Annotated in this window: 23 protein-coding genes; 4 read left to right on the forward strand and 19 right to left on the reverse strand. The window is 65.4% G+C overall.

Annotated features, from left to right (window positions below; all coding sequences use genetic code 11):
* Window positions 1-70 precede the first annotated feature (70 nt).
* From ubiB to ubiE, 3 genes are read right to left on the reverse strand one after another with little or no spacing between them, the layout of a single operon-like run.
* Entirely contained in the window at window positions 71-1,684 is a 1,614-nt protein-coding gene (ubiB, locus tag CCOS191_RS02365) for a ubiquinone biosynthesis regulatory protein kinase UbiB (protein ID WP_038706931.1), read from the reverse strand.
* Complete coding sequence (locus CCOS191_RS02370; protein WP_046853911.1) at window positions 1,681-2,304, reverse strand: ubiquinone biosynthesis accessory factor UbiJ; 624 nt, start codon at window positions 2,302-2,304, stop codon at window positions 1,681-1,683. Before CCOS191_RS02370 ends, ubiB begins: the two co-directional genes overlap by 4 nt.
* On the reverse strand, window positions 2,304-3,074 hold the full coding sequence (ubiE, locus tag CCOS191_RS02375) for a bifunctional demethylmenaquinone methyltransferase/2-methoxy-6-polyprenyl-1,4-benzoquinol methylase UbiE (protein WP_023632556.1): 771 nt from the start codon (window positions 3,072-3,074) through the stop codon (window positions 2,304-2,306). Before ubiE ends, CCOS191_RS02370 begins: the two co-directional genes overlap by 1 nt.
* Before the next feature lie 125 nt (window positions 3,075-3,199).
* Between ubiE and CCOS191_RS02380 the strand changes: the two genes are divergently transcribed.
* The 3 genes from CCOS191_RS02380 to CCOS191_RS02390 all read left to right on the forward strand — a co-directional run bounded on the left by CCOS191_RS02380 (window position 3,200) and on the right by CCOS191_RS02390 (window position 5,084).
* Window positions 3,200-3,475 (forward strand): polyhydroxyalkanoic acid system family protein, encoded by a 276-nt coding sequence (locus CCOS191_RS02380; RefSeq protein WP_023632555.1) that lies wholly within the window; start codon window positions 3,200-3,202, stop codon window positions 3,473-3,475.
* Between the two features lie 432 nt (window positions 3,476-3,907).
* Window positions 3,908-4,330: a phasin family protein gene (locus CCOS191_RS02385; protein ID WP_023632554.1), complete on the forward strand. Its 423-nt coding sequence runs from the start codon at window positions 3,908-3,910 to the stop codon at window positions 4,328-4,330.
* 10 nt (window positions 4,331-4,340) lie between these two features.
* On the forward strand, window positions 4,341-5,084 hold the full coding sequence (locus tag CCOS191_RS02390; RefSeq protein ID WP_046853912.1) for a phasin family protein: 744 nt from the start codon (window positions 4,341-4,343) through the stop codon (window positions 5,082-5,084).
* Window positions 5,085-5,169: 85 nt separating this feature from the next.
* Here CCOS191_RS02390 and CCOS191_RS02395 read toward each other — a convergent pair whose 3' ends face one another.
* The 16 genes from CCOS191_RS02395 to gshB all read right to left on the reverse strand — a co-directional run bounded on the left by CCOS191_RS02395 (window position 5,170) and on the right by gshB (window position 20,496).
* Entirely contained in the window at window positions 5,170-5,784 is a 615-nt protein-coding gene (locus CCOS191_RS02395; RefSeq protein WP_046853913.1) for a TetR/AcrR family transcriptional regulator, read from the reverse strand.
* 4 nt (window positions 5,785-5,788) lie between these two features.
* On the reverse strand, window positions 5,789-7,471 hold the full coding sequence (gene phaC, locus CCOS191_RS02400) for a class II poly(R)-hydroxyalkanoic acid synthase (RefSeq protein ID WP_046853914.1): 1,683 nt from the start codon (window positions 7,469-7,471) through the stop codon (window positions 5,789-5,791).
* Window positions 7,472-7,597: 126 nt separating this feature from the next.
* Window positions 7,598-8,449 carry a poly(3-hydroxyalkanoate) depolymerase gene (gene phaZ, locus CCOS191_RS02405; RefSeq protein WP_046853915.1) on the reverse strand — a complete coding sequence of 284 codons (852 nt, stop codon included), beginning with the start codon at window positions 8,447-8,449 and terminating at the stop codon, window positions 7,598-7,600.
* A 64-nt stretch (window positions 8,450-8,513) separates the two neighbouring features.
* Window positions 8,514-10,193: a class II poly(R)-hydroxyalkanoic acid synthase gene (phaC, locus tag CCOS191_RS02410; RefSeq protein ID WP_046853916.1), complete on the reverse strand. Its 1,680-nt coding sequence runs from the start codon at window positions 10,191-10,193 to the stop codon at window positions 8,514-8,516.
* Between the two features lie 335 nt (window positions 10,194-10,528).
* A complete protein-coding gene (locus CCOS191_RS02415; protein ID WP_046853917.1) occupies window positions 10,529-10,906 on the reverse strand; it encodes a gamma-butyrobetaine hydroxylase-like domain-containing protein in 378 nt (125 codons plus the stop codon).
* A 159-nt stretch (window positions 10,907-11,065) separates the two neighbouring features.
* Window positions 11,066-12,409, reverse strand: a complete 1,344-nt coding sequence (hslU, locus tag CCOS191_RS02420; protein ID WP_046853918.1) for an ATP-dependent protease ATPase subunit HslU — start codon at window positions 12,407-12,409, stop codon at window positions 11,066-11,068.
* A 74-nt stretch (window positions 12,410-12,483) separates the two neighbouring features.
* On the reverse strand, window positions 12,484-13,014 hold the full coding sequence (gene hslV / locus CCOS191_RS02425) for an ATP-dependent protease subunit HslV (RefSeq protein WP_011536056.1): 531 nt from the start codon (window positions 13,012-13,014) through the stop codon (window positions 12,484-12,486).
* A gap of 178 nt (window positions 13,015-13,192) precedes the next feature.
* Window positions 13,193-14,464: a dihydroorotase gene (locus CCOS191_RS02430; RefSeq protein WP_046853919.1), complete on the reverse strand. Its 1,272-nt coding sequence runs from the start codon at window positions 14,462-14,464 to the stop codon at window positions 13,193-13,195.
* Window positions 14,461-15,465 (reverse strand): aspartate carbamoyltransferase catalytic subunit, encoded by a 1,005-nt coding sequence (locus CCOS191_RS02435; RefSeq protein WP_038706925.1) that lies wholly within the window; start codon window positions 15,463-15,465, stop codon window positions 14,461-14,463. The genes CCOS191_RS02430 and CCOS191_RS02435 overlap by 4 nt, the downstream gene beginning before the upstream one ends.
* Window positions 15,466-15,477: 12 nt before the next feature.
* Window positions 15,478-15,996, reverse strand: a complete 519-nt coding sequence (pyrR, locus tag CCOS191_RS02440; RefSeq protein WP_046853920.1) for a bifunctional pyr operon transcriptional regulator/uracil phosphoribosyltransferase PyrR — start codon at window positions 15,994-15,996, stop codon at window positions 15,478-15,480.
* A gap of 52 nt (window positions 15,997-16,048) precedes the next feature.
* Entirely contained in the window at window positions 16,049-16,474 is a 426-nt protein-coding gene (ruvX, locus tag CCOS191_RS02445) for a Holliday junction resolvase RuvX (RefSeq protein ID WP_028688357.1), read from the reverse strand.
* Complete coding sequence (locus CCOS191_RS02450; RefSeq protein ID WP_046853921.1) at window positions 16,474-17,043, reverse strand: YqgE/AlgH family protein; 570 nt, start codon at window positions 17,041-17,043, stop codon at window positions 16,474-16,476. The genes ruvX and CCOS191_RS02450 overlap by 1 nt, the downstream gene beginning before the upstream one ends.
* A 70-nt stretch (window positions 17,044-17,113) precedes the next feature.
* A complete protein-coding gene (locus CCOS191_RS02455) occupies window positions 17,114-17,353 on the reverse strand; it encodes an ankyrin repeat domain-containing protein (RefSeq protein WP_046853922.1) in 240 nt (79 codons plus the stop codon).
* Window positions 17,350-18,327 (reverse strand): ankyrin repeat domain-containing protein, encoded by a 978-nt coding sequence (locus CCOS191_RS02460; RefSeq protein ID WP_052752572.1) that lies wholly within the window; start codon window positions 18,325-18,327, stop codon window positions 17,350-17,352. Before CCOS191_RS02460 ends, CCOS191_RS02455 begins: the two co-directional genes overlap by 4 nt.
* Window positions 18,328-18,409: 82 nt before the next feature.
* Window positions 18,410-19,309 (reverse strand): energy transducer TonB, encoded by a 900-nt coding sequence (locus CCOS191_RS02465; RefSeq protein ID WP_023631717.1) that lies wholly within the window; start codon window positions 19,307-19,309, stop codon window positions 18,410-18,412.
* A gap of 233 nt (window positions 19,310-19,542) precedes the next feature.
* A complete protein-coding gene (gshB, locus tag CCOS191_RS02470) occupies window positions 19,543-20,496 on the reverse strand; it encodes a glutathione synthase (RefSeq protein WP_046853923.1) in 954 nt (317 codons plus the stop codon).
* Between the two features lie 185 nt (window positions 20,497-20,681).
* On the opposite strand from gshB, the gene pilG reads away from it, so the two are divergent.
* The gene (gene pilG / locus CCOS191_RS02475; protein WP_046853924.1) at window positions 20,682-21,083 is read left to right on the forward strand and encodes a twitching motility response regulator PilG; all 402 of its coding nucleotides are present in this window, start codon (window positions 20,682-20,684) and stop codon (window positions 21,081-21,083) included.
* Window positions 21,084-21,108 lie beyond the last annotated feature (25 nt).

A 21,108-nucleotide genomic window follows, 5' to 3' on the forward strand; every position in this document is an offset into this window, starting at 1 on the left:
CGACTCCAAACCGGGCCCGCTCCCGTACCGGGCCCCTGTGCGCTAGTGTGCCAGCCGGCGGCGCGGCTGGCTATCGGCGCACGATCAGGTACAGGCCCGCTGCCAGCATCAACCACGCGGGCCAGGCGGCCGGGGCGCTGAGGCTGACCGCGCCGGCCGCCAGGGTGGCGCCACCGCCGAGCAGGCCGGCACCGAGCAGGCGCAGCGCCCAGTTGTCGCCGGCGCGGCGCCGCTCGGGCAGTTGCGGGTCGTGCAGGTGCGGTTGCGACAGGCGTTCGAGCAGGTCGCGGGTCATGTCGGCCAGGTGCGGCAGCTGCTCGGCCTGGCTGTAGAGGTTGCCGATTACCGCCTTCGGGCTCATGCGCTCGCGCATCCAGCGCTCGAGGAAGGGCTTGGCGGTGCTCCACAGGTCCAGGTCGGGGTAGAGCTGGCGACCCAGGCCTTCGATATTGAGCAGGGTCTTCTGCAGCAGCACCAGTTGTGGCTGGACTTCCATGTTGAAGCGTCGGGCCGTCTGGAACAGGCGCATCAGCACCTGGCCGAAGGAGATATCCTTGAGCGGCTTTTCGAAGATCGGCTCGCACACCGTGCGGATCGCCGCTTCGAACTCGTTGACCTTGGTCTGCGCCGGTACCCAGCCCGAATCGATGTGTAGCTGGGCCACGCGGCGGTAGTCGCGCTTGAAGAAGGCGATCAGGTTGCGGGCCAGGTAGTCCTGGTCCTCGGCGGTGAGGCTGCCGACGATACCGCAGTCGATGGCGATGTATTGCGGGCTCCACGGCTTGACCGTGCTGACGAAGATATTGCCCGGGTGCATGTCGGCGTGGAAGAAACTGTCGCGGAACACCTGGGTGAAGAATACCTCGACGCCGCGCTCGGCCAGCATCTTCATGTCGGTGCGCTGGTCGGCCAGCGTCGCCATGTCGGTGACCGGCACGCCGTAGATGCGCTCCATCACCAGTACCTTGGGCCGGCAGAAGTCCCAGTAGACCTGGGGCACGTACATCAGCTCGGAGCCTTCGAAGTTGCGCCGCAGCTGGCTGGCGTTGGCGGCCTCGCGCAGCAGGTCGAGCTCGTCGTAGATGGTCTTTTCGTAGTCGCCGACGATTTCCACCGGGTGCAGGCGACGGGCATCGGCCGAGGCGCGCTCGGCGGCCTTGGCGATCAGGAACAGCCAGGCCAGGTCCTGGGCGATGACCGGTTTCAGGCCCGGGCGCACCACCTTGACCACCACTTCCTCGCCGCTCTTCAGGCGTGCGGCGTGTACCTGGGCCACCGAAGCCGAGGCCAGCGGCTCGACGTCGAAACGGCTGAATACCTCGCCTACCTTGGCGCCGAGCTGTGCTTCGATCAGCGCCACGGCATGCTGCGGGTCGAACGGCGGCACGCGGTCCTGCAGCAGCATCAGCTCGTCGGCGATGTCGGTGGGCAGCAGGTCGCGGCGGGTGGAGAGCAACTGGCCGAACTTGATGAAGATCGGCCCCAGGTCCTGCAGCGCCAGGCGCAGGCGTGCGCCGCGGCTCAGCTCCAGGGGCTTGCGCGGCAACCAGCGCCAGGGCATCAGCAGGCGCAGGCTGGCCAGCCACCAGGGCAGCAGGGGTTGTTCGAACAGCAGGTCATCGAGGCGGTAGCGGATCACGACGCGCTGGATGCGCAACAGACGGCGGACGGCGAGCAGCTTCATGCGTTATCGCTGGTATCAAGAGTGTGGGCGAGGCGGCGCAGGCGTGCCTCGAGGCGTTCGATATCGACCTTCAGCGCATCGAGTTCGCTGAATGCCGCTTCGGCTTCGCGTTTGCCGACCAGGGTACGCGATTCCTCGGCCAGGTACTCGGAGAGATTCTCGCCGAAGCGGGCCAGGCCTTGGCGGGACCAGCGCGCGCGCAGGCGCAGGTGGCCGGCGATCAGCGCGGTGGGGACCGGCCCCAGCCAACGCTGCAGCTCGTGTTCCCAGTCCAGTTCCAGGTCCTGCAGGATGCCGAACAGGTCGAGCAGCACGGCGCTGTCGCCATGCAGCTCGACCTGGGGGCTGTGCAGCACGGCGGTCTTGTCTTTGGCCAGCGCCAGCTGTGCCAGGCGCCCGGCGGGGGCGCGCAGGGTGCAGTCGACCTCGCTTTCCCAGTGGGCGGCAAGCATCAGGCCTTCCTCGTCGGGCAGCACGAACAGCTTCAGGGCCGGCTGCACGCAGTCGATCTCGATCACCTTGCCTTCCAGCGCCGCCAGGCGCGGGAGGGCGGTGCTGTCCAGGCGCAGGACACGGTTGAGCCCGTGCTCGACGCTGGCGAGCAGGCCGGCCAGGAGCATCAGGGCTTGATCCCCCGGTGCACGGCGACGATACCGCTGGTCATGTTGTGGTAGGTGACGCGGTCGAAGCCGGCCTCGACCATCATGCTCTTGAGCGTTTCCTGGTCGGGGTGCATGCGGATCGACTCGGCCAGGTAACGGTAGCTTTCCGAGTCGTTGGTGATGAGCTTGCCGGCCAGCGGCATGAAGGCGAACGAGTAGGCGTCGTAGGCCTTGGACATCAGCTTGTTGGTCGGCTTGGAAAATTCCAGGATCAACAGGCGGCCACCGGGCTTGAGCACGCGCAGCATGGAGCGGATGGCCGCATCCTTGTGCGTCACGTTGCGCAGGCCGAAAGCGATGGTCACGCAGTCGAAGTGGTTGTCCGGGAACGGCAGCTTTTCAGCGTCGGCCTGGACGAATTCGATATTGCCCGACACGCCGCGGTCGAGCAGGCGGTCGCGGCCGACCTTGAGCATCGATTCGTTGATGTCGGCCAGCACCACCTGCCCGGTCGGGCCGACCAGGCGCGAGAACTTGGCGGCCAGATCGCCCGTGCCACCGGCAATGTCCAGCACGCGGTTGCCGCTGCGCACCCCGGACAGCTCGATGGTGAAGCGCTTCCACAGGCGGTGCATGCCGCCGGAGAGCACGTCGTTCATCAGGTCGTACTTGGCGGCCACCGAGTGGAACACCTCGGCGACTTTCTTCGCCTTCTGGCTCTCGGGAACGTCCTGGTAGCCGAAGTGGGTGGTGGGTTCGGCGTGGTCGCCTTTGCGCTGGTCGGTCATATCGCTTCACCAGAAAAAAATTACGGCCATTCTAGGGGCTACGGGCGGATTTGTCTTGGCGGGGTGTGTCATGCAAAGGGGGCGGGCATAATGGCGATTATGTCTTCATATCCAGGATCACCCGCATGACCCAGATCAGCGTCGAACGCAAACACACCCTCGGCCGTGAAGCCGCCCGCGCCAAGGCCGAGGCGCTGGTGGACAAGCTGACCCGCGAATACGACCTCAAGGCCAGCTGGAACGGTGATCGCGTCGATGTGAAGCGCAGCGGCGCCAACGGCAGTGTGCATATCGGTGAGGACACCATCCGCGTCGAGCTCAAGCTGGGCATGATGCTGTCGATGATGAGCGGCACCATCAAGGGCGAGATCGAGCGGGCGCTGGACAAGGCGCTGGCCTGAAGGACGTTCATGGCGAGAGGTTTGTGCTGCCCTGACTATCGAGCGCCGCCCGCGCGGCGCATCGCGGATAAATCCGCTCCTACATCTGTTGCAACGTGACCATGCCTGATAGGCCATAGTTGTAAGCCATGTGCACTCGACGCGATGTTACTGTGGGCATTGCTGCCGCCCCACCTGCCTCAAGCCCTGCGCCAAGGCTGGAAACCATGGCCTGACAGGTGCGGTACGTTGCAACAGATGTAGGAGCGGATTTATCCGCGATGCGCCGCGCGGGCGGCGCTCGATCTCAAAGATGCTGCAACACTAACGTCGAGCACCTTGAAAGGCCTGCACCTTAGGGTGAGGATTCTAATTTTTCCGCCTACCTTCACGCTCAAGCCCTACCACCCCGGGCAGTTCCTCCCTCCCTTAAATGAGCATGAGGTGCAGAGCATGGCCAAAGTGAATCTCAAGCAGAAAGACGACGCCCAAGGCAGCACGCTGGGCGAGGTGCGGGGCTACGCCCGCAAGATCTGGCTGGCGGGCATCGGTGCCTACGCCCGTGTCGGTCAGGAAGGCTCCGACTACTTCAAGGAGCTGGTGAAAGCCGGCGAAGGCGTCGAGAAGCGCGGCAAGAAACGCCTCGACAAGGCTGTCGAAGCCGCCAATACCCAGATCGACGAAGCCACCCAGGAAGTCACCCGCGTGCCCGGTCGGGTCGAGGCGCAGCTGGACAAAATCGAACGCGCCTTCGACGCCCGTGTCGGTCGCGCCTTGAATCGCCTCGGCATTCCGTCTAAACATGACGTTGAGGCGTTGTCCATCAAGCTTGAACAGCTGCACGAGCTGCTCGAGCGCGTCGCGCACAAACCATAAGGAGAGCAGGATGGCTGGCAAGAAGAACACCGAGAAAGAAGGCAGCTCCTGGATCGGCGGAATCGAGAAGTACTCCCGCAAGATCTGGTTGGCTGGCCTGGGTATCTACTCCAAGGTCGACCAGGACGGTCCGAAGCTGTTCGATTCGCTGGTGAAGGACGGCGAGAAAGCCGAGAAACAGGCGAAGAAGACCGCCGAAGACGTGGCCGAAAGCGCCAAGTCTTCGACCAACTCGCGAGTGTCGGGCGTGAAGGATCGTGCGCTGGGCAAGTGGAGCGAGCTGGAGGAAGCCTTCGACAAGCGCCTGAACAGCGCCATCTCGCGCCTGGGCGTGCCCAGCCGCAATGAGATCAAGGCCCTGCACCAGCAGGTCGATTCGCTGACCAAGCAGATCGAGAAACTGACCGGTGCCTCGGTCACCCCGATCTCCAAGGCCAGCGCCAGCAAGACGGCCGCCAAGCCATTGGCCAAGGCGGCCGCCAAGCCTGCGGCCAAGACCGCTGCGGCAAAACCTGCGGCGAAAACCGCTGCGGCCAAGCCTGCGGTCAAGGCTGCGGCCAAGCCTGTAGCGGCCAAGCCTGCTGCCAAACCGGCAGCCGCCAAGAAACCGGCCGTGAAGAAAGCGGCGCCGGCCAAACCTGCGGCAGCCAAGCCCGCCGCACCGGCGCCTGCCGCTACCGCAGCCCCGGCACCGAGCGCGGCGCCGGCCAGCAGCACCCCGTCGGCACCGGTGAACGCGGCCACCCAGGCCTGATATCGGGTCGCACTGATCGCGGGGCAAGCCCGCTGCCACGAAACCTGCACAGGACTCGTGGCAGCGGGCTTGCCCCGCGATCGTTTCAGCCTTCCAGGTACCTCATTGCCAACTGCTCCGCCGCCATGCGCGCCGGGGCCTGCAGATGCGGCGCCACCAGCATCATCACCTGGTACACCACCACGCCGACATCGCCCTCGCGGCCAAGCACGCGCTGATAATCAAGCGAGCACATCAGGGTCAGGGTGATCTGCTCCACCAACTGCCCCAGTGCCTGGGTCTCGCTGGTCACCTGGCCCTGGCCCTTGAGGCTGGCCAGCAGCGCGGCCAGGGTGCGCTTGAGGGCGTTGATCAAGCTGCGCATGCCTCGCGCCAGCTTGGGCAGGCGCCCGGTCAGGTTGGACAGGTCCTGGAACAGGAAACGGTACTGGGCCATGCGTTCGACGATCAGGTGCAGGAACAGCCAGTAGTCCTCGGCATCCAGGCGTACGTCCAGCGGCGGGTCGAGCAGTGGCATCAGTTGCTCTTCGAAACGCTCGAACAGGCCGATCACCAACGGCTCCTTGCCGTGGAAGTGGTAGTACAGGTTGCCTGGGCTGATCCCCAGCTCGTTGGCGATCTCCAGGGTCGAGACGTTGGGTTCGCCCTGGCGATTGAACAGCTGCAAGGCACATTCGAGGATACGGTCGCGGGTCTTCATCCGGTCAGCGTGCCAGTACGTAGCTGCCGGGCGCGGGGGCTAGCGGTGGATAAGTGGTGTTGCCCAGCTCGTCGCGTGGCGTCCTGAGCGTGCCGGAGCGCTGCTCTATCCATTCCAGCCACAGGGGCCACCAGCTGCCGTCGCGGCGTTGGGCGTCGTGGAACCAGGCCCGCGGGTCGCTGGAGAGCTTGGGGTTTTCCAGGTAGTAGGCCTTGGGGTTGCCGGGCGGGTTGATGATGCTCTGGATATGGCCGCTGTTGGCCAGGATGAAGCGCCGCTCGCCGCCGAGCAGCAGGGCCGAGCGGTACACCGCGTCCCAGGGGGTGATGTGGTCGTTGCTGCCGGCCACGGTGAAGCTGTCCAGCCCGACCTGCGTGAGGTCGATCGGGGTACCGCACACCTCCAGGCCTTCGGGGAAGGTCAGCGGGTTGAGCTTGAAGAAATCCAGCAGGTCGCCGTGCAGCGCGGCCGGCAGGCGCGTGCTGTCGGCGTTCCAGTAGAGGATGTCGAAGGCCGGCGGCGTCTTGCCCATCAGGTAGTTGTTGACCCAGTAGTTCCAGATCAGGTCGTTGGGGCGCATCCAGGCGAAGATCCGTGCCACCTCGCCGCCGTCCAGCACGCCGCGCTGGTAGGAACGGCGCTTGGCCGCCTCGATGGTCTGCTCGTCGGCGAACAGGCTGGCTGGGCTGTCGAACTGGCTGTCGAGCAGGCTCACCAGGTAGGTGGCACTACGCACCTTGCGCAGCTGCTTCTTCGCCTGCAGGTGGCCCTGCAGCGCGGCCATGGTCAGGCCGCCGGCACAGGCGCCCATCAGGTTGGGGTCGCGGCTGCCGCTGATGCTGCGACAAGCGTTGAGCGCCTCCTCCAGGGCCTGCACATAGCTGGACAGGCCCCACTCGCGGTGGCGTGGGTCGGGGTTGCGCCAGCTGACCATGAATACCTGCAGGCCCTGCTTGAGCATGTACTGGACGAAGCTGTTGGTCGGGCCCAGGTCGAAGATGTAGAACTTGTTGATCTGCGGCGGCACCACTAGCAGCGGTCGGGCGTACTGTTTCTCGCTCATGGGCTTGTACTGGATCAGCTCCAGCAGTTCGTTGCGAAACACCACTGCGCCCGGTGTGGCTGCCAGGTTGCCGCCGACCTCGAAGGCCCGTTCGTCCACCTGCCGTGGCAGACCGTCGTTGTGGCGCAGGTCGTCGAGCAGGTGGCTGACACCGCGCAGAAGGCTCAGGCCGCCGGTGTTGAACAGTTCCTTGACCGCCAGCGGGTTGAGCAATGAATTGCTGGGCGCGAAGGCGTCGCTGACCAGGTTGAACAGGAACTGCGCCCGGGCGCGGTCGTCGTCGGCCAGGCTGCTTTCCTCGATCCACAGGCGCGTCTGCTTCTGCCAGGCAAGGTAGGCCTGCAGGCCGCGGCGGTAGAACGGGTTCTGGCTCCAGGTCGGGTCGCTGAAGCGGGCGTCCCTCGGGTGGGGCTGGTAGGGGCTGTCGCCGATCAGCACGCGCCCCAGCTGGCCACCCAGGCTCAGCAGGTGATGCGCGGTGTGCAGCGGATTGCGCAGGCCGATCCGGCCGACCTGGCGCAGGGTCGAGAACAGGTCGCGACCGCGCAGGCCGGTGATGGCGTTCTGCACGTTCATGCTCGTGGCGGGGACCGGTGTCGATCCTCTGGCCGGTTTGTCCTTCATGCCAACACTCCTTCGTCAGATCCATTTCCGCGTTGGCCTTGGTGCGGATAAAGCTACTCCTGCAGGCTCGCATCGCCTGCCTGGGAGTGCCCGCAAAGGCCCGTGCTGACGCAATAAAAAGCCTTCCTACCCCCGTGCCGCTGGCCGAGGGTGCATGACCGCGCGTTGGCGTTCTTGCTCGAGGAATTTCATGATGATCGGGGCGACGGCCTCGGCCCGGGTGATCAGGAACAGGTGGCCATCATCGATTATGTGTAGCTGGGCATTGGGAATCCGCCAGGCCAGCAGGCGCATGTTGATCAGCGGGATCAGCGGATCGTCGTCGCCGGCCAGCACCAGGGTGGGCTGGTGGATCTTGTGCAGCCAGTGGATGCTGGTCCAGCCGAGCCCGGCGAACAGCTGCCAGTAGTAGCCCAGCTTGCCGCCCGAACGCACCTTCGAGGCATGGTGCATGGCCAGGTCCGGATCCCGGCGAAAGCCGCCGCCATAGATCAGCGGCGCGATGCGGATGACATGGGAGGGCTGCACGTAGCGCCGTGGGCTGGCCATCATCCACAACACCTTGGGCTTGCCCGGTACCATCACCGCGCCGGCGGCGGTGGCGGCCAGCACCAGTTTCTTGCAGCGTTCGGGGTAGTCGTGGGCGAACTGCTGGGCCAGGGCGCCGCCCCAGGACACGCCGATGACGTTGACCTGGCCGTAGTTCAGGTAGTCGAGCATCCTTGCGGTCAGCTTGGCCAGGCCGGGAAAACGGTAGGGGTGACGGGGCGTGGACGAGCCGCCCACCCCGGGCACGTCGAAGGCGATGACCTCCAGGTCCGGGTCCAGGGCCTCGATGAATGGAAACACCAGCTCGAGGTTGGCGCCGATGCCGTTGAATATCAGCAGCGGCGTCAGGTGTGGCTTGCCCGGGCGGACCGCAGTGCGGATGGACTGGTCGTCCAGCTCGACGGTCCTGAAGATATACGGTTGCGGCATGCGCGTGACTCTGTGGTGAAAGTAGCGCCGCGCTGCGCCACCAGGCGCACCACGGCGGTTCGGCTCAACGCTCGTGCACGTATGTTCCCGGTGCGGCCTCGCCCGCGGTATAGGCGCGGTTACCCAGGCGTGTAGGTGCCTTCTTGAGTTCGCCGGCGCGCTCACCCAGCCAGGCCTGCCAGTGCAGCCACCAGGAGTCGGCGTGCTTGACCGCGTTCTCCTGCCAGGCCACCGGGTCGTCCGGGCGATCCTCGCCGGTCATGAAGCGCGCCTTGGGGTTGCCCGGGGGGTTGAGAATGCTCTGGATATGGCCACTGTTGGACAGCACGAACTCGATCTTGCCGCCGAACAGGTGCGCCGAGCGGTAGCACGACTGCCAGGGCGTGATGTGGTCGGCGGTGCCGGCAACGCTGTAGATGTCGCAGTCGACCTGCTTCAGGTCGATGGCCGTGCCGCACACCTCGAGGGCGTTGGAGCGGATCAGCGGGTTGTTCTTGAACATCTCGATCAGGTCGCCGTGGAAGGCGGCCGGCAGCCGGGTGGTGTCGTTGTTCCAGAACAGGATGTCGAACACCGGCGGCTCATTGCCGAGCAGGTAGTTGTTGACCCAGTAGTTCCAGATCAGGTCGTTGGGGCGCATCCAGGCGAACACCTTGGCCATGTCGCTGCCTTCGAGCACGCCGGACTGGTAGGAGTGGCGCTTGGCCGCTTCCAAGGTCTGCTCATCGACGAACAATGCCACCTGGGTGTCGACGGTGGTGTCGAGCACGCTCACCAGCAGGGTCAGGGCATTGACCTTCTTCTCACCGAGTGCGGCGTAGTGGCCCACCAGCGCGGTGCAGGTGATGCCGCCGGAGCAGGCACCGAGCATGTTCAGGTCCTTGCTGCCGGTGATCGCCAGCACCGCGTCGACGGCTTCCTTGAGTGCGTCGATGTAGGTGGACAGGCCCCACTCGCGCTGGGCCTTGGTCGGGTTGCGCCAGCTGACGATGAAAGTCTGTTGCTGCGAGCGCAGGCAGAAGCGCGCCAGGCTCTTTTCCGGGCTCAGGTCGAAGACGTAGAACTTGTTGATCTGCGGCGGCACCACCAGCAGCGGGCGGCTGTGCACCTGCTCGGTGATGGGGCTGTACTGGATCAGCTCCAGCACATCGTTGCGGTACACCACCGCGCCTTCGCTGGTGCCGAGGTTCTTGCCGACCTCGAAGGCCTCCATGTTCACCTGGCTGGGCATGCCGCCGTTGTTGACGATGTCCTTGGCCAGGTTGGACAACCCGTCGAGCAGGCTCTTGCCGCCGGTCTCGAAGAAGCGTTTGACTGCAGCCGGGTTGGAGAGGGTGTTGGTGGGCGCCATGGCCTCGGTCACCAGGTTGATGACGAACTGCCCGCGGCTGATGTCCTGCGGCGACAGGTCGCTCTCGCTGATCCAGTCGTTGAGTTCCTTGCGCCAGGCCAGGTAAGTCTGCAGGTAGCGGCGATAAAGGGGGTTCTTGCTCCACGCCGGGTCGCTGAAGCGACGGTCGTCGCCTTCCGGCTGCAGCGCCGACTTGCCCAGCAGGACGTTCTTCAGCTCCAGGCCGAAGTGCGCCACGTGCTTGGCGCTGTGCAAGGGCTGGCGCATGGCCTGGCGCAACACCGTGCGCGCCGATGTAAGTAGATCCTTGCGGCGAATGCCGATGACCGGGTTCAGCCCCAGGGTGTTTTCCGAGGCCTGCCGCTGCAACTCATCGTTGTTCTTGTTACTCATCTACGACGCTCCGTTGTCCTGAGACGAGTACCGGTGTGCTGTGACAGCCCGGTACTGCTACTCGGGTGACCAGTGATAAGGAACAGCGGTGCTGCGACCGGATGCGTGCCGATGATGAGCTGCGGGGGTTTCTGCGTGTGAAGACAACCTGCTTTCGCTCGCGACCTCTACATACCGGCCTGGCCCTGCCTGCCCGGAGGCGATGCAGGGAACTTGCCAGCTCCATTGGTTACCCGACTTTCGTGTAATGCGCAAGACAGCCAATCTTTGGCAGTCATCCAGGCATTCAAGCAGATGAGATTAGAAAATGCGCTCTAAAGCTTGTGGGGCTTGAGCTAGAGCATCAATTTCACCACCGATTCGGACGGGTCGCGGGATTTGCCGGCCTTGTGCAATTCGTCGAGGTAGTCGGCCCATAGCTGCTCCTGGCGCAGGCACAGCTGCTCGAGGTATTCCCAGGTGAACAATCCTGAGTCATGGCCGTCGTCGAAGGTCAGTTTCAGTGCATATTGACCGGCTGGTTCCAGACCGCTGAGGCCGACGTTGATCTTGCCGAATTGCAGGATGGGATTGCCGTGGCCCTGGACTTCGGCGGAGGGCGAGTGCACGCGCAGGAACTCGGCGGGCAGGTGGTAGACCTCGCCGGGGGCGTAGGTGAGGGTGAGGGTCTTGGAGGCTTTGTGTAGATTGATCGCGGTGGGCAGGCGGGCCATTGGGGGCTCTCTCTAGGCATCAGGCAATCAGCTTCGAGTGATTTTGGCCATTGTGCAAGGGGGCTGCTTTGCAGCCCATCGCCGGCAAGCCGGCTCCCACAATGGTCGATGTGGGAGCCGGCTTGCCGGCGATGGGCCGCGCAGCGGCCCCGTGCGGTTTTACAGGATGTAACGCGACAGGTCTTCGTTCTGTGCCAGCTCACCCAGGTGGCTGTTGACGTAGGCGGCGTCGATGTGGATCGGCGTCTCGTCGTGGGCGCTGGCCAGGTCGCCGGCGCTGAACGACACCTCTTCGAGCAGGCGCTCGAGCAGGGTGTGCAGGCGGCGGGCACCGATGTTCTCGGTCTTCTCGTTGACCTGGTAGGCGATCTCGGCCAGGCGCTTGAGGCCCTCGTCGGCGAACTCGATGTTCAGGCCCTCGGTCTTGAGCAGGGCGCTGTATTGCTCTGTCAGCGAGGCGTGCGGCTCCTTCAGGATGCGCTCGAAGTCTTCCGGGGTCAGCGCCTTGAGCTCGACACGGATCGGCAGGCGGCCTTGCAGCTCGGGCACCAGGTCGCTCGGCTTGCTCAGGTGGAACGCGCCGGAAGCGATGAACAGGATGTGGTCGGTCTTGACCATGCCCAGCTTGGTGTTGACGGTGCAGCCTTCGATCAGCGGCAGCAGGTCGCGCTGCACGCCTTCACGGGAGACATCGGCGCCACCGACGTTGCCACGCTTGGCAACCTTGTCGATCTCGTCGATGAACACAATGCCGTGCTGCTCGACCGCTTCCAGGGCCTTGGCCTTGAGCTCTTCCTCATTGACCAGGCGGCCGGCTTCTTCGTCGCGGACCATCTTCAGTGCGTCCTTGACCTTGAGCTTGCGCGCCTTGCGCTTGCCCTTGCCCATGTTGGCGAACAGGCTCTGCAGCTGGTTGGTCATCTCTTCCATGCCGGGCGGCGCGGCGATTTCGACGCCCATGTTCTCGGCGACTTCGATCTCGATTTCCTTGTCGTCCAGCTGGCCTTCGCGCAGGCGCTTGCGGAACAGCTGGCGGGTGTTGGAGTCGCTGCTGCTCTGCTGGGCTTCCTCGCTGAAGCTGCTGACCCGCGCCTGTGGCAGCAGGGCGTCGAGGATGCGGTCCTCGGCGGCGTCCTCGGCGCGGTGGCGCACGCGGACGATCTCCTGCTCGCGCAGCATCTTCAGCGCGGCGTCGGCCAGGTCGCGGATGATCGACTCGACATCACGGCCAACGTAGCCGACCTCGGTGAACTTGGTCGCCTCGACCTTGATGAACGGCGCATTGGCCAGCTTGGCCAGGCGGCGGGCGATTTCGGTCTTGCCCACGCCGGTGGGGCCGATCATCAGGATGTTCTTGGGGGTGACTTCGGCACGCAGCTCGGCGGGGAGCTGCATGCGCCGCCAGCGGTTGCGCAGGGCAATGGCGACGGCGCGCTTGGCGTCGTCCTGGCCGATGATGTGGCGGTTGAGTTCGTGGACGATTTCGCGTGGGGTCATGGACATGATGTATGGGGTCCTCAAGCACAGTGATCAGTGTGGAAAAGTCCCGCTGCGAGCGGGACGCCAAAACAACTGATTCACTCGGCCAGGTCCTGCTCCTCGATGGTCAGGTTGTGGTTGGTGAACACGCAGATGTCGCCGGCGATGTTCAGGGCGGCCTCGGTGATCTCGCGGGCCGACAGGTCGGTCTTGTTCAGCAGGGCGCGGGCCGCGGCCTGGGCATAGCCACCGCCGGAACCCATGGCGATCAGCCCGTCCTCGGGTTCGACCACGTCGCCGTTGCCGGTGATGATCAGGGATGCATCCTTGTTGGCCACGGCCAGCATCGCTTCCAGGCGGCTCAGCGAGCGGTCGGTACGCCATTCCTTGGCCAGCTCGACGGCGGCACGCACCAGGTGGCCGGAGTGTTTCTGCAGCTGGGCTTCGAAGCGCTCGAACAGGGTGAAGGCATCGGCGGTGGCACCGGCAAAGCCGGCGATGACCTGGCCGTTGTACAGGCGACGCACTTTCTTGGCGTTGCCTTTCATCACGGTGTTGCCGAGGGAAACCTGGCCGTCGCCGCCCATGACGACTTTGCCGTTACGGCGGACAGAAACGATGGTAGTCAAGGGAGAGTCTCCACGCAGCGGGGCGAAAATGCCTGATGCAGACTCATATGGGGGGAGGGGGGAAGGATTTCAACCGAGAGGGATGAATGGTTGTTTCAAGGCATTGCCTGGCAGGCCTGCTCCACACGATGACCCCAGGGGGCTTCGTGGGAGCGGGCTTGCCCCGCGGTGGCGTTACTCAGGCCTCGTGGCAGACGTGCCCATCGACCAAGGTATAACGTACCGCGCCCGGCAGGCAGTGGCCGATGAACGGGCAGTTCTCGCCGCGGGAGAACCAGTTTTCGCCGGCCACGGTCGAGGCTTTCGGGTCGAACAGCACCAGGTCGGCGGCGGCGCCGACTTTCAGCTCGCCGGCCGGCAGGCGCATGGCCTTGGCCGGGCCGCTGCTCAGGCGCGCCATCAGGGTCGGCAGGTCGAGCAGGCCGTCCTCCACCAGGGTCATGGCCAGCGGCAGCAACAGCTCGACACTGCTGATACCTGGCTCGGTGGCGCCGAACGGCGCCAGCTTGGCATCGCGCTCGTGGGGCTGGTGATGACTGGAGATCGCCTGGATCACCCCGGATTTCACCGCTTCACGCAGGCCGTCGCGGTCGGCGGCAGTGCGCAGCGGCGGCTGCACGTGATACAGGCTTGAGAAGTCGCGCAGCGCCTCGTCGGTGAGGATCAGCTGGTACAGCGCCACATCGGCGGTGACCGGCAGCCCCAACTGCTGGGCCTGGGCGATCAGCCGGGCGCCACGGGCGCTGGTGATCTGGGTGAAGTGGGCGCGCACGCCGCTCTGCTCGACCAGCAACAGGTTGCGGGCCAGGGCCACGGTCTCGGCGGTTTCCGGGATGCCAGGCAGGCCGAGGAAGCTGGCCATCGGGCCTTCATGGGCGAGGCCGCCCTGGGCCAGGTCACGGTCCTGGGAGTGGAACACCACGGTCAGGTCGAAGGTGGCGGCGTATTCCAGGGCGCGAGCCAGGGTGCGGTTGTTGGGGATCTCTTTCAGGCCGTTGCCGAAGGCCACGCAGCCGGTGTCGCGCAGGGCCACCAGTTCGGCCAGTTGCTCGCCTTCCAGGCCCTTGGTCAGGGCGCCGATCGGATAGACCTTGCTGTTGGCGGCTTCGCGGGCGCGGTCGAGGATCAGCTCGGCGACGGCCGAGGTGTCCAGTACCGGCTTGGTCTGCGGCGGGCAGCACAGGCTGGTGACGCCGCCGGCGACCGCGGCGCGGGTTTCGCTGGCGATGTTGCCCTTGCGGCTGTAGCCCGGTTCGCGCAGGGAGACGCCGAGGTCGACCAGGCCGGGGGCGGCGACCAGGCCTTCGGCCTGGATCGTGCGGCTGGCGCTGAAGCCGGCGGGGGCCGCGCCGATGGCGGCAATGCGCCCGCCATCGAGGTGCAGGTCGGTGATGGTGTCCAGGCCGCTGGCAGGGTCGATGACCCGGGCGCCGATGATGCTTAGGGTCACTGGGCGTTCTCCTGCTCGAATTGACGTTGCGCGTTCTGCCCGCTCATGGCCATGGACAGCACGGCCATGCGCACGGCGATGCCGTAGGTGACCTGGTTGAGGATCACCGAGTGCTTGCCGTCGGCCACCGCCGACTCGATCTCCACGCCGCGGTTGATCGGACCCGGGTGCATGACGATGGCGTCGGGCTTGGCGCCGGCCAGGCGCGCGGTGGTCAGGCCGAACAGGCGGTAGAACTCGCCTTCGCTGGGCAGCAAACCGCCGGCCATGCGCTCACGCTGCAGGCGCAGCATGATCACCACGTCGACATCCTTGAGGCCCTCGGCAAGATCGGTGTAGACCTTCACGCCGTACTGCTCGATGCCGATCGGGATCAGCGTCTTCGGGCCGATCACGCGGATGTCCGGGCAGCCCAGCGCCTTGAGCGCGAGCATGTCCGAGCGGGCCACGCGCGAGTGCAGGATGTCGCCGACGATGGCCACCGACAGGTTCTCGAAGCTGCCCTTGTGCCGACGAATGGTGAGCATGTCGAGCATGCCCTGGGTCGGGTGGGCGTGGCGGCCGTCACCGCCGTTGATCACGGCCACGTCCGGGCACACGTGCTCGGCGATGAAATGGGCGGCACCGGAGTCGGAGTGGCGCACGACGAACATGTCGGCGGCCATGGCCTCCAGGTTGCGCAGGGTGTCGAACAGGGTCTCGCCCTTGCTGGTCGAGGAGGTCGACACGTTCAGGCTGATCACGTCGGCCGACAGGCGCTGGGCGGCCAGCTCGAAGGTGGTGCGGGTACGGGTGGAGTTCTCGAAGAACACGTTGCACACGGTCTTGCCGCGCAGCAGCGGGACTTTCTTCACGGCCCGGGCGCCGACTTCGAGGAACGAGTCGGCGGTGTCGAGGATCTCGGTCAGCAGTTCGCGGGGCAAACCGTCGAGCGAGAGGAAGTGGCGCAGCTGGCCCTGATCATTGAGCTGCAGCGGGCGCTTGGCGTCGAATGGCGTCATCGCGGGGGACTCTTAAAGGGCGGATGCGGGAGCGAGGTCCTGGCGCTCGAGGGCGAGCGGCGTGGGTCCGGTCAATTTTACCCGTTCATGGGCGGCCAGGGACAGGGTGGCGCCAAGCACATTCGGGCGGATCGGCAGCTCGCCGGCATCCAGGTCGAGCAGGCACACCAGTGTCACGCTGGCCGGGCGGCCGTAGTCGAACAGCTCGTTGAGGGCGGCGCGGATGGTACGCCCGCTCATCAGCACGTCGTCCACCAGCACCAGGTGCTGGCCTTCGATCTCGAAAGGCAGTTCCGAGGGGCGCACCTGCGGGTGCAGGCCGTTCTGGCTGAAATCGTCACGGTAGAAGGAAACGTCCAGGGTACCCAGCGGGCTCTGGTCGCCGAGCTCGGCCTGCAGGGCCTGTGCCACCCACACGCCGCCGGTGCGGATGCCGATGAAGCGTGGCTCGGCGATGGCGCGGCGGGCCAGGTGGGCGCGAAGGTCGACGGCCATCTGCCGGATCAGGTCGGCGGGATTGGGTAGGCTCATTGCGTGCTCCTCGGAAGGCGGGCGCCGGCAAGCCGCCGGCGGCAAAGCGGATTTAAGTGTTGGCCTCCAGCCAGCCTTGCAGCAGCAGGGCCGCGGCGATGGCGTCGACCGGGTTGTCGCGGTAGCTGCCGTGACGGCCGCCACGGGCCATCTGCTCGCCCTTGGCTTCGAAGGTGGTGAGCCGTTCGTCGTGGGTGTGTACTGGCAGGTTGTAGCGGCCGTGCAGGCGACGGGCGAACTTTTCGGCGCGTTCGCTCATCTCGCTGGGCGTGCCGTCCATGTTCAGCGGCAGGCCGACGACGATGGCGTCGGGTTTCCATTCCTTGATCAGCTTTTCGACCTGGTTCCAGTCCGGCACGCCGTTCTGTGCCTTGAGCGTGCACAGTTCTCGGGCCTGGCCGGTGATCACCTGGCCGACGGCCACGCCGATCTGCCGGGTGCCATAGTCGAAGCCAAGCAGCAAGCGCAGTTCGGCCATCAGGCGTGGCCCGCCTGGCTGGTCAGCAGGCTGAGGTTGATCCCCAGGCTGGCGGCGGCGGCGCCCAGGCGCATGTCGCTGGCCATGCCGAAGATGATCTCTGGGTCGAAGGGGCAGTTGAGCCAGGCGTTGTCGGCAAGCTCGGCCTCCAGCTGGCCGGCTTCCCAGCCCGCGTAGCCCAGGGTGATCAGGCTCTTGCGCGGCCCGTCGCCGGCGGCGATGGCGAACAGCACGTCCTGGGAGGTGGACAGCGACAGGCCCTCCAGTTCGACCGTGGCCTGGTAGCTGCGGTCGTTGCTGTGCAGCACGAAGCCGCGGTCGGTCTGCACCGGGCCGCCCTGGTAGATCGGGACGTGCAGGGTGCTGGCCGGCGGCTCATCGTCTGGGCGCAACTGTTCGAGGATGTCGGCCAGGTTCAGCTCCTGCGGGCGGTTGACCACCAGGCCCATGGCGCCGTGGGCATTGTGCTCGACGATGTAGGTGAGGGTCTGGGCAAAGTTCGGATCGGCCATGTGCGGCATGGCGATCAGGAACTGGTGCTTGAGGTAGCTGGGGGCGAGGGTCTTCATGACCGCTAGTGTGGCGCCAGGTGGCGAGGCTGACAAGGTGCCAGGGGCACCTTGTCAGTGGCACGGCGGGTTACTGGAACAGCTTCACCACTTCGGGCGAGTACAGGCTGCGGCGTTCCGCTGCACGGGACAGGATGTACTGCCTGACCGTTTCCTGCTCGGTATCCGGGAAGTTCTTCATGTAGGTCGGCGAATGGACGGGTGCCTCCGGGTCGGCACCTGCGGCGATCAGTGCCGCAACACAGTCCGGGTTGTTCGAGCGGGCGGCCTCCAGCAGTGGCGTATGGACCGCCGTGCCTGGGGAAGTCACTTGAACAGCTTGACGATCTCGGCGGGATACAGGTCCGGCTCGGCGTCGGCCTGGGACAGTACATAGGCCTTGATCGTCTGTTGCCTGGCGGTCGGGTACTGCGCCAGGTAGCTCGCCGGGTACACCGGGGCCTGGGGGCTGGCGCCGGCCTTGATCAGGGCGGCGACGCAGTCTGGGTTGTTGCTCATCAGCGCTTCCTTGAGTGGCGTGCCGACCGGGAAGGTGCCTTGCTGCTCGTGAATGGTATCGATGGAGCTGCCCTTCTTCAGCAACAGTGCGATGCGCTGGTTCGCCTGAGGGTCCGGCTGGCCATTGAGTTCATAGGGGCGTTGGCAGACGAAGTGCAGAGGGGTGGATCCCGCGCCTGTCACCTGGTACGGGTTGGCGCCGGCCTCGACCAGCAGCTTGATCACCTCCAGATTCGAGGCGCCTTTGCCGGTCAGGGGCGTGAAGTTGTTGGCCAGGGTGGCCTTGGCATCGGCGCCGGCGGCCAGCAGCAGTTTGACCAGCTCTGGCGAGCCTTTTTCCGCCGCGGTGTTGAGGGGCGAAGCCGTGTCTTCCTGAGCCTGCACGTTCACATTGGCTTTGGCTGCGATCAGCGCCTTGACCATGCTCAGGTCGGCCTTGGAGGCTGGCTGTTCAGCCTGGTTGAGGGTGAGCAACAGCAGGGTTTCGCCGTTTTCCTGAATCGGGGCATTGACGTTCACTTTCGGCAGGAACAGCTCGAAAGGTGCGGTCGCCTTGTAGGAGGCCGCCAGGAACACCGGTTGGCCATCAGGATCGGCGCCCTGGTCGAGCAGGGCCTTGATGGCGGCCAGGCGCTGCGGGGTTTCGTCGTAGTGGTATTCGCCCACTTCGTCGATCAGTTTCTGCGTCAGGGCGGCGGCATCGGCGCACGCCACGGCGGGTAGTGCGAAGGTGCCAAGGGCAAAGACAAAGGCAGCGGTATTGCGGGCGAAGAGGGAGCGCGCCATGGAAGAGTCCTTTCTCAGTTGGATCCAAAGGCGCGCATGATTACAGAATGGCTATTGTTTTGCCATCAGGTAAGCCCTGATGTCAGTTGCTCTGCAGACGGTCCCCCCGGGCGAATCGCCAGGTACGGATGATCTCCAGGCGGTCGAACTCCGCCAGGTCGCCGGTAAATGGCGCAAACGGCGCCGCCAGGCGCACGATACGCTGGGCCGCCTGGTCCAGTACCGGCTGGCCGGAGGACTCCAGCACCAGCACCTCATACAGCGAGCCGTCGCGGTTGATCGACACCATCATCCGCAGGCTGCCGTACATCTGCTGGCGCCGGGCTTCCTCGGGGTAGTTGAGGTTGCCTATGCGCTCGACCTTCTTGCGCCACTCTTCCTTGTACCAGGCGCCCTTGTCGCGCAGGGTCGAGGCGGCGTTCAGGCGGTGGATGCGCGGGCGCTTGGCGTAAAGCTGCTGTTCCTGGGACAGCTCGGCCTCGAGGCTGGCGATCTGGCTGGACAGCTGCGAGCTGTCGAAGTCCGGAACCTTGGCCTGGGGCTGGGGTTGCGGCTTGCTTTCCTTCGGCTTGGGCTCGACTTTCTGCGGCTTCGGCGCCTGGGTGGCGACCACGGCCTTGGCCGGTGCCGGGGGTGTTTGCGGTTTCGCCGCCGGGGGCGGGGTGATCTTGTTGATCTTGCTGTCCTGGAACGGCGCGACCTCGGTGGTCTTGGGCACCGCTTTCTTGTCCAGGGTGCCGCTGCCCTGCTGGTTGTCCTGGGCCTGGAAGTCGGCCTTCTCGGGCGCTTTCTCGCTCTTGAAGGTGGCCAGGGTGATGTCCATGGCGTGACGAATCTCGGCCGGTTTGACCACGGTGAAACCCACGCCCAGGATCAGCGCCAGATGCACCAGGGCGGCCAGGAACAAGGTGAAACCGAGCCGGTCCACCGGGCGGACGCGCGGTGGCAGCAGGTCGGGTGGGATGTCAGCGGGGAGCGTCATCGGGTATCCAGCAACCGCTAGGCTCTGTACGAAAAGCCTTGATACTTGTTCATGCTGCGTTGAAAACAGCCTCGGAATGCTCATGTACTCCAGTACACTGCGCTTCCTCGGCTGTTTTCGCCTTGCCTGACCTGCGTCTCAAGACTTTTCGTACGGAGCCTCGGCGGGGCAGCAGCTCAGTCGAAAAGGACCGGCATCATACCCCACTGCGCGGTGTTGCCACGTGTCCTCGGTCAGCGCGCCTGAAGCTTGCGATCAATGGCGTCCATCAATTGCCCGCCGATATTGGTGTTGAAGGCAGCGTCGATCTCGCGGATGCAGGTCGGGCTGGTGACGTTGATTTCGGTGAGGTAGTCGCCGATCACGTCCAGGCCGACGAATAGCAGGCCCTTTTCACGCAAGGTCGGGCCGACCTGGGCGGCGATCCAGCGATCACGCTCGCTCAACGGGCGGGCTTCGCCGCGACCGCCGGCGGCCAGGTTGCCGCGGGTCTCGCCGCTGGCCGGGATGCGCGCCAGGCAGTAGTCCACCGGCTCGCCGTCGATCATCAGGATGCGCTTGTCGCCGTCCTTGATCGCCGGCAGGTAGGCCTGCGCCATGATCTGCTGGGCGCCGAGCGCGGTCAGGGTCTCGAGGATCACCGACAGGTTGGGGTCGCCGACCCGGTGACGGAAGATCGAAGTGCCACCCATGCCATCTAGCGGCTTGAGAATCACATCACCATGCTCGGCGGCGAACTCGCGGATGATGTCGGGGCGGCGGCTGACCAGGGTGGGGGGCGTGCACTGCGGGAACAGCGTGGCGAACAGTTTCTCGTTGCAGTCGCGCAGGCTCTGCGGCTTGTTGACCACCAGCACGCCTTCGGCCTCGGCCTGTTCCAGCAGGTAGGTGCTGTAGACGAACTCCATGTCGAAGGGCGGGTCCTTGCGCATCAGGATCACGTCCAGCTCGGCCAGGGTGCTGTCCTGCTCCTCGCCCAGTTCGAACCAGCGGGCCGGGTCGGCGAACACCTTGAGCGGGCGCATGCGTGCGCGGGCCTTGCCCTGGCCCTGGTACAGGTCGCGCTGCTCCATGTAGAACAGGCTCCAGCCGCGGGCCTGGGCGGCCAGCAGCATGGCCAGCGAGCTGTCCTTTTTGTAGGAGATGGACGCGATGGGGTCCATGACAATCCCGAGGCGAACGCTCATGGGGTAGTTCCTCTTGGCGGCGCTTGGCCGCATGGCACGAAAGAAAAAGTGGCTCAGGGTGGCGCCGGGCGCGCCCACGGTCAAGGGGTGGGCGGATGGAATGGCCTTCGGGAGTGTGCTAAAAAGGCCAGGCACATGGCCTGCACGGCCTTTTGGCGAATTCGCTCCCAGGCAGAAGCGCAACTATGGAACAACCCCTGAAGGTGATGGTGATCGACGATTCCCGCACGATCCGCCGCACCGCGCAGATGTTGCTCGGCGAGGCAGGCTGTGAGGTGATCACCGCCAGTGACGGCTTCGACGCCCTGGCCAAGATCGTCGACCACAAACCGCGGGTCATCTTCGTCGACGTGCTGATGCCGCGCCTCGACGGCTACCAGACCTGCGCCATCATCAAGCACAACAGCGAGTTCAAGGACACCCCGGTGATCCTGCTCTCTTCCCGCGACGGCCTGTTCGACAAGGCCCGCGGCCGGGTGGTCGGTTCCGACCAGTTCCTGACCAAACCTTTCAGCAAGGAAGAACTGCTCGACGCGATCCGTGCCTGCGTGCCCGGCTTCGCCGCGCAGGATCCACACGCACCCTGACGCGCCCACGCAAGGCGGCGTCTCT

The sequence above is a fragment of the Pseudomonas sp. CCOS 191 genome (assembly GCF_001007005.1).
In the GTDB taxonomy this organism is placed as follows: Bacteria; Pseudomonadota; Gammaproteobacteria; order Pseudomonadales; family Pseudomonadaceae; genus Aquipseudomonas; species Aquipseudomonas soli.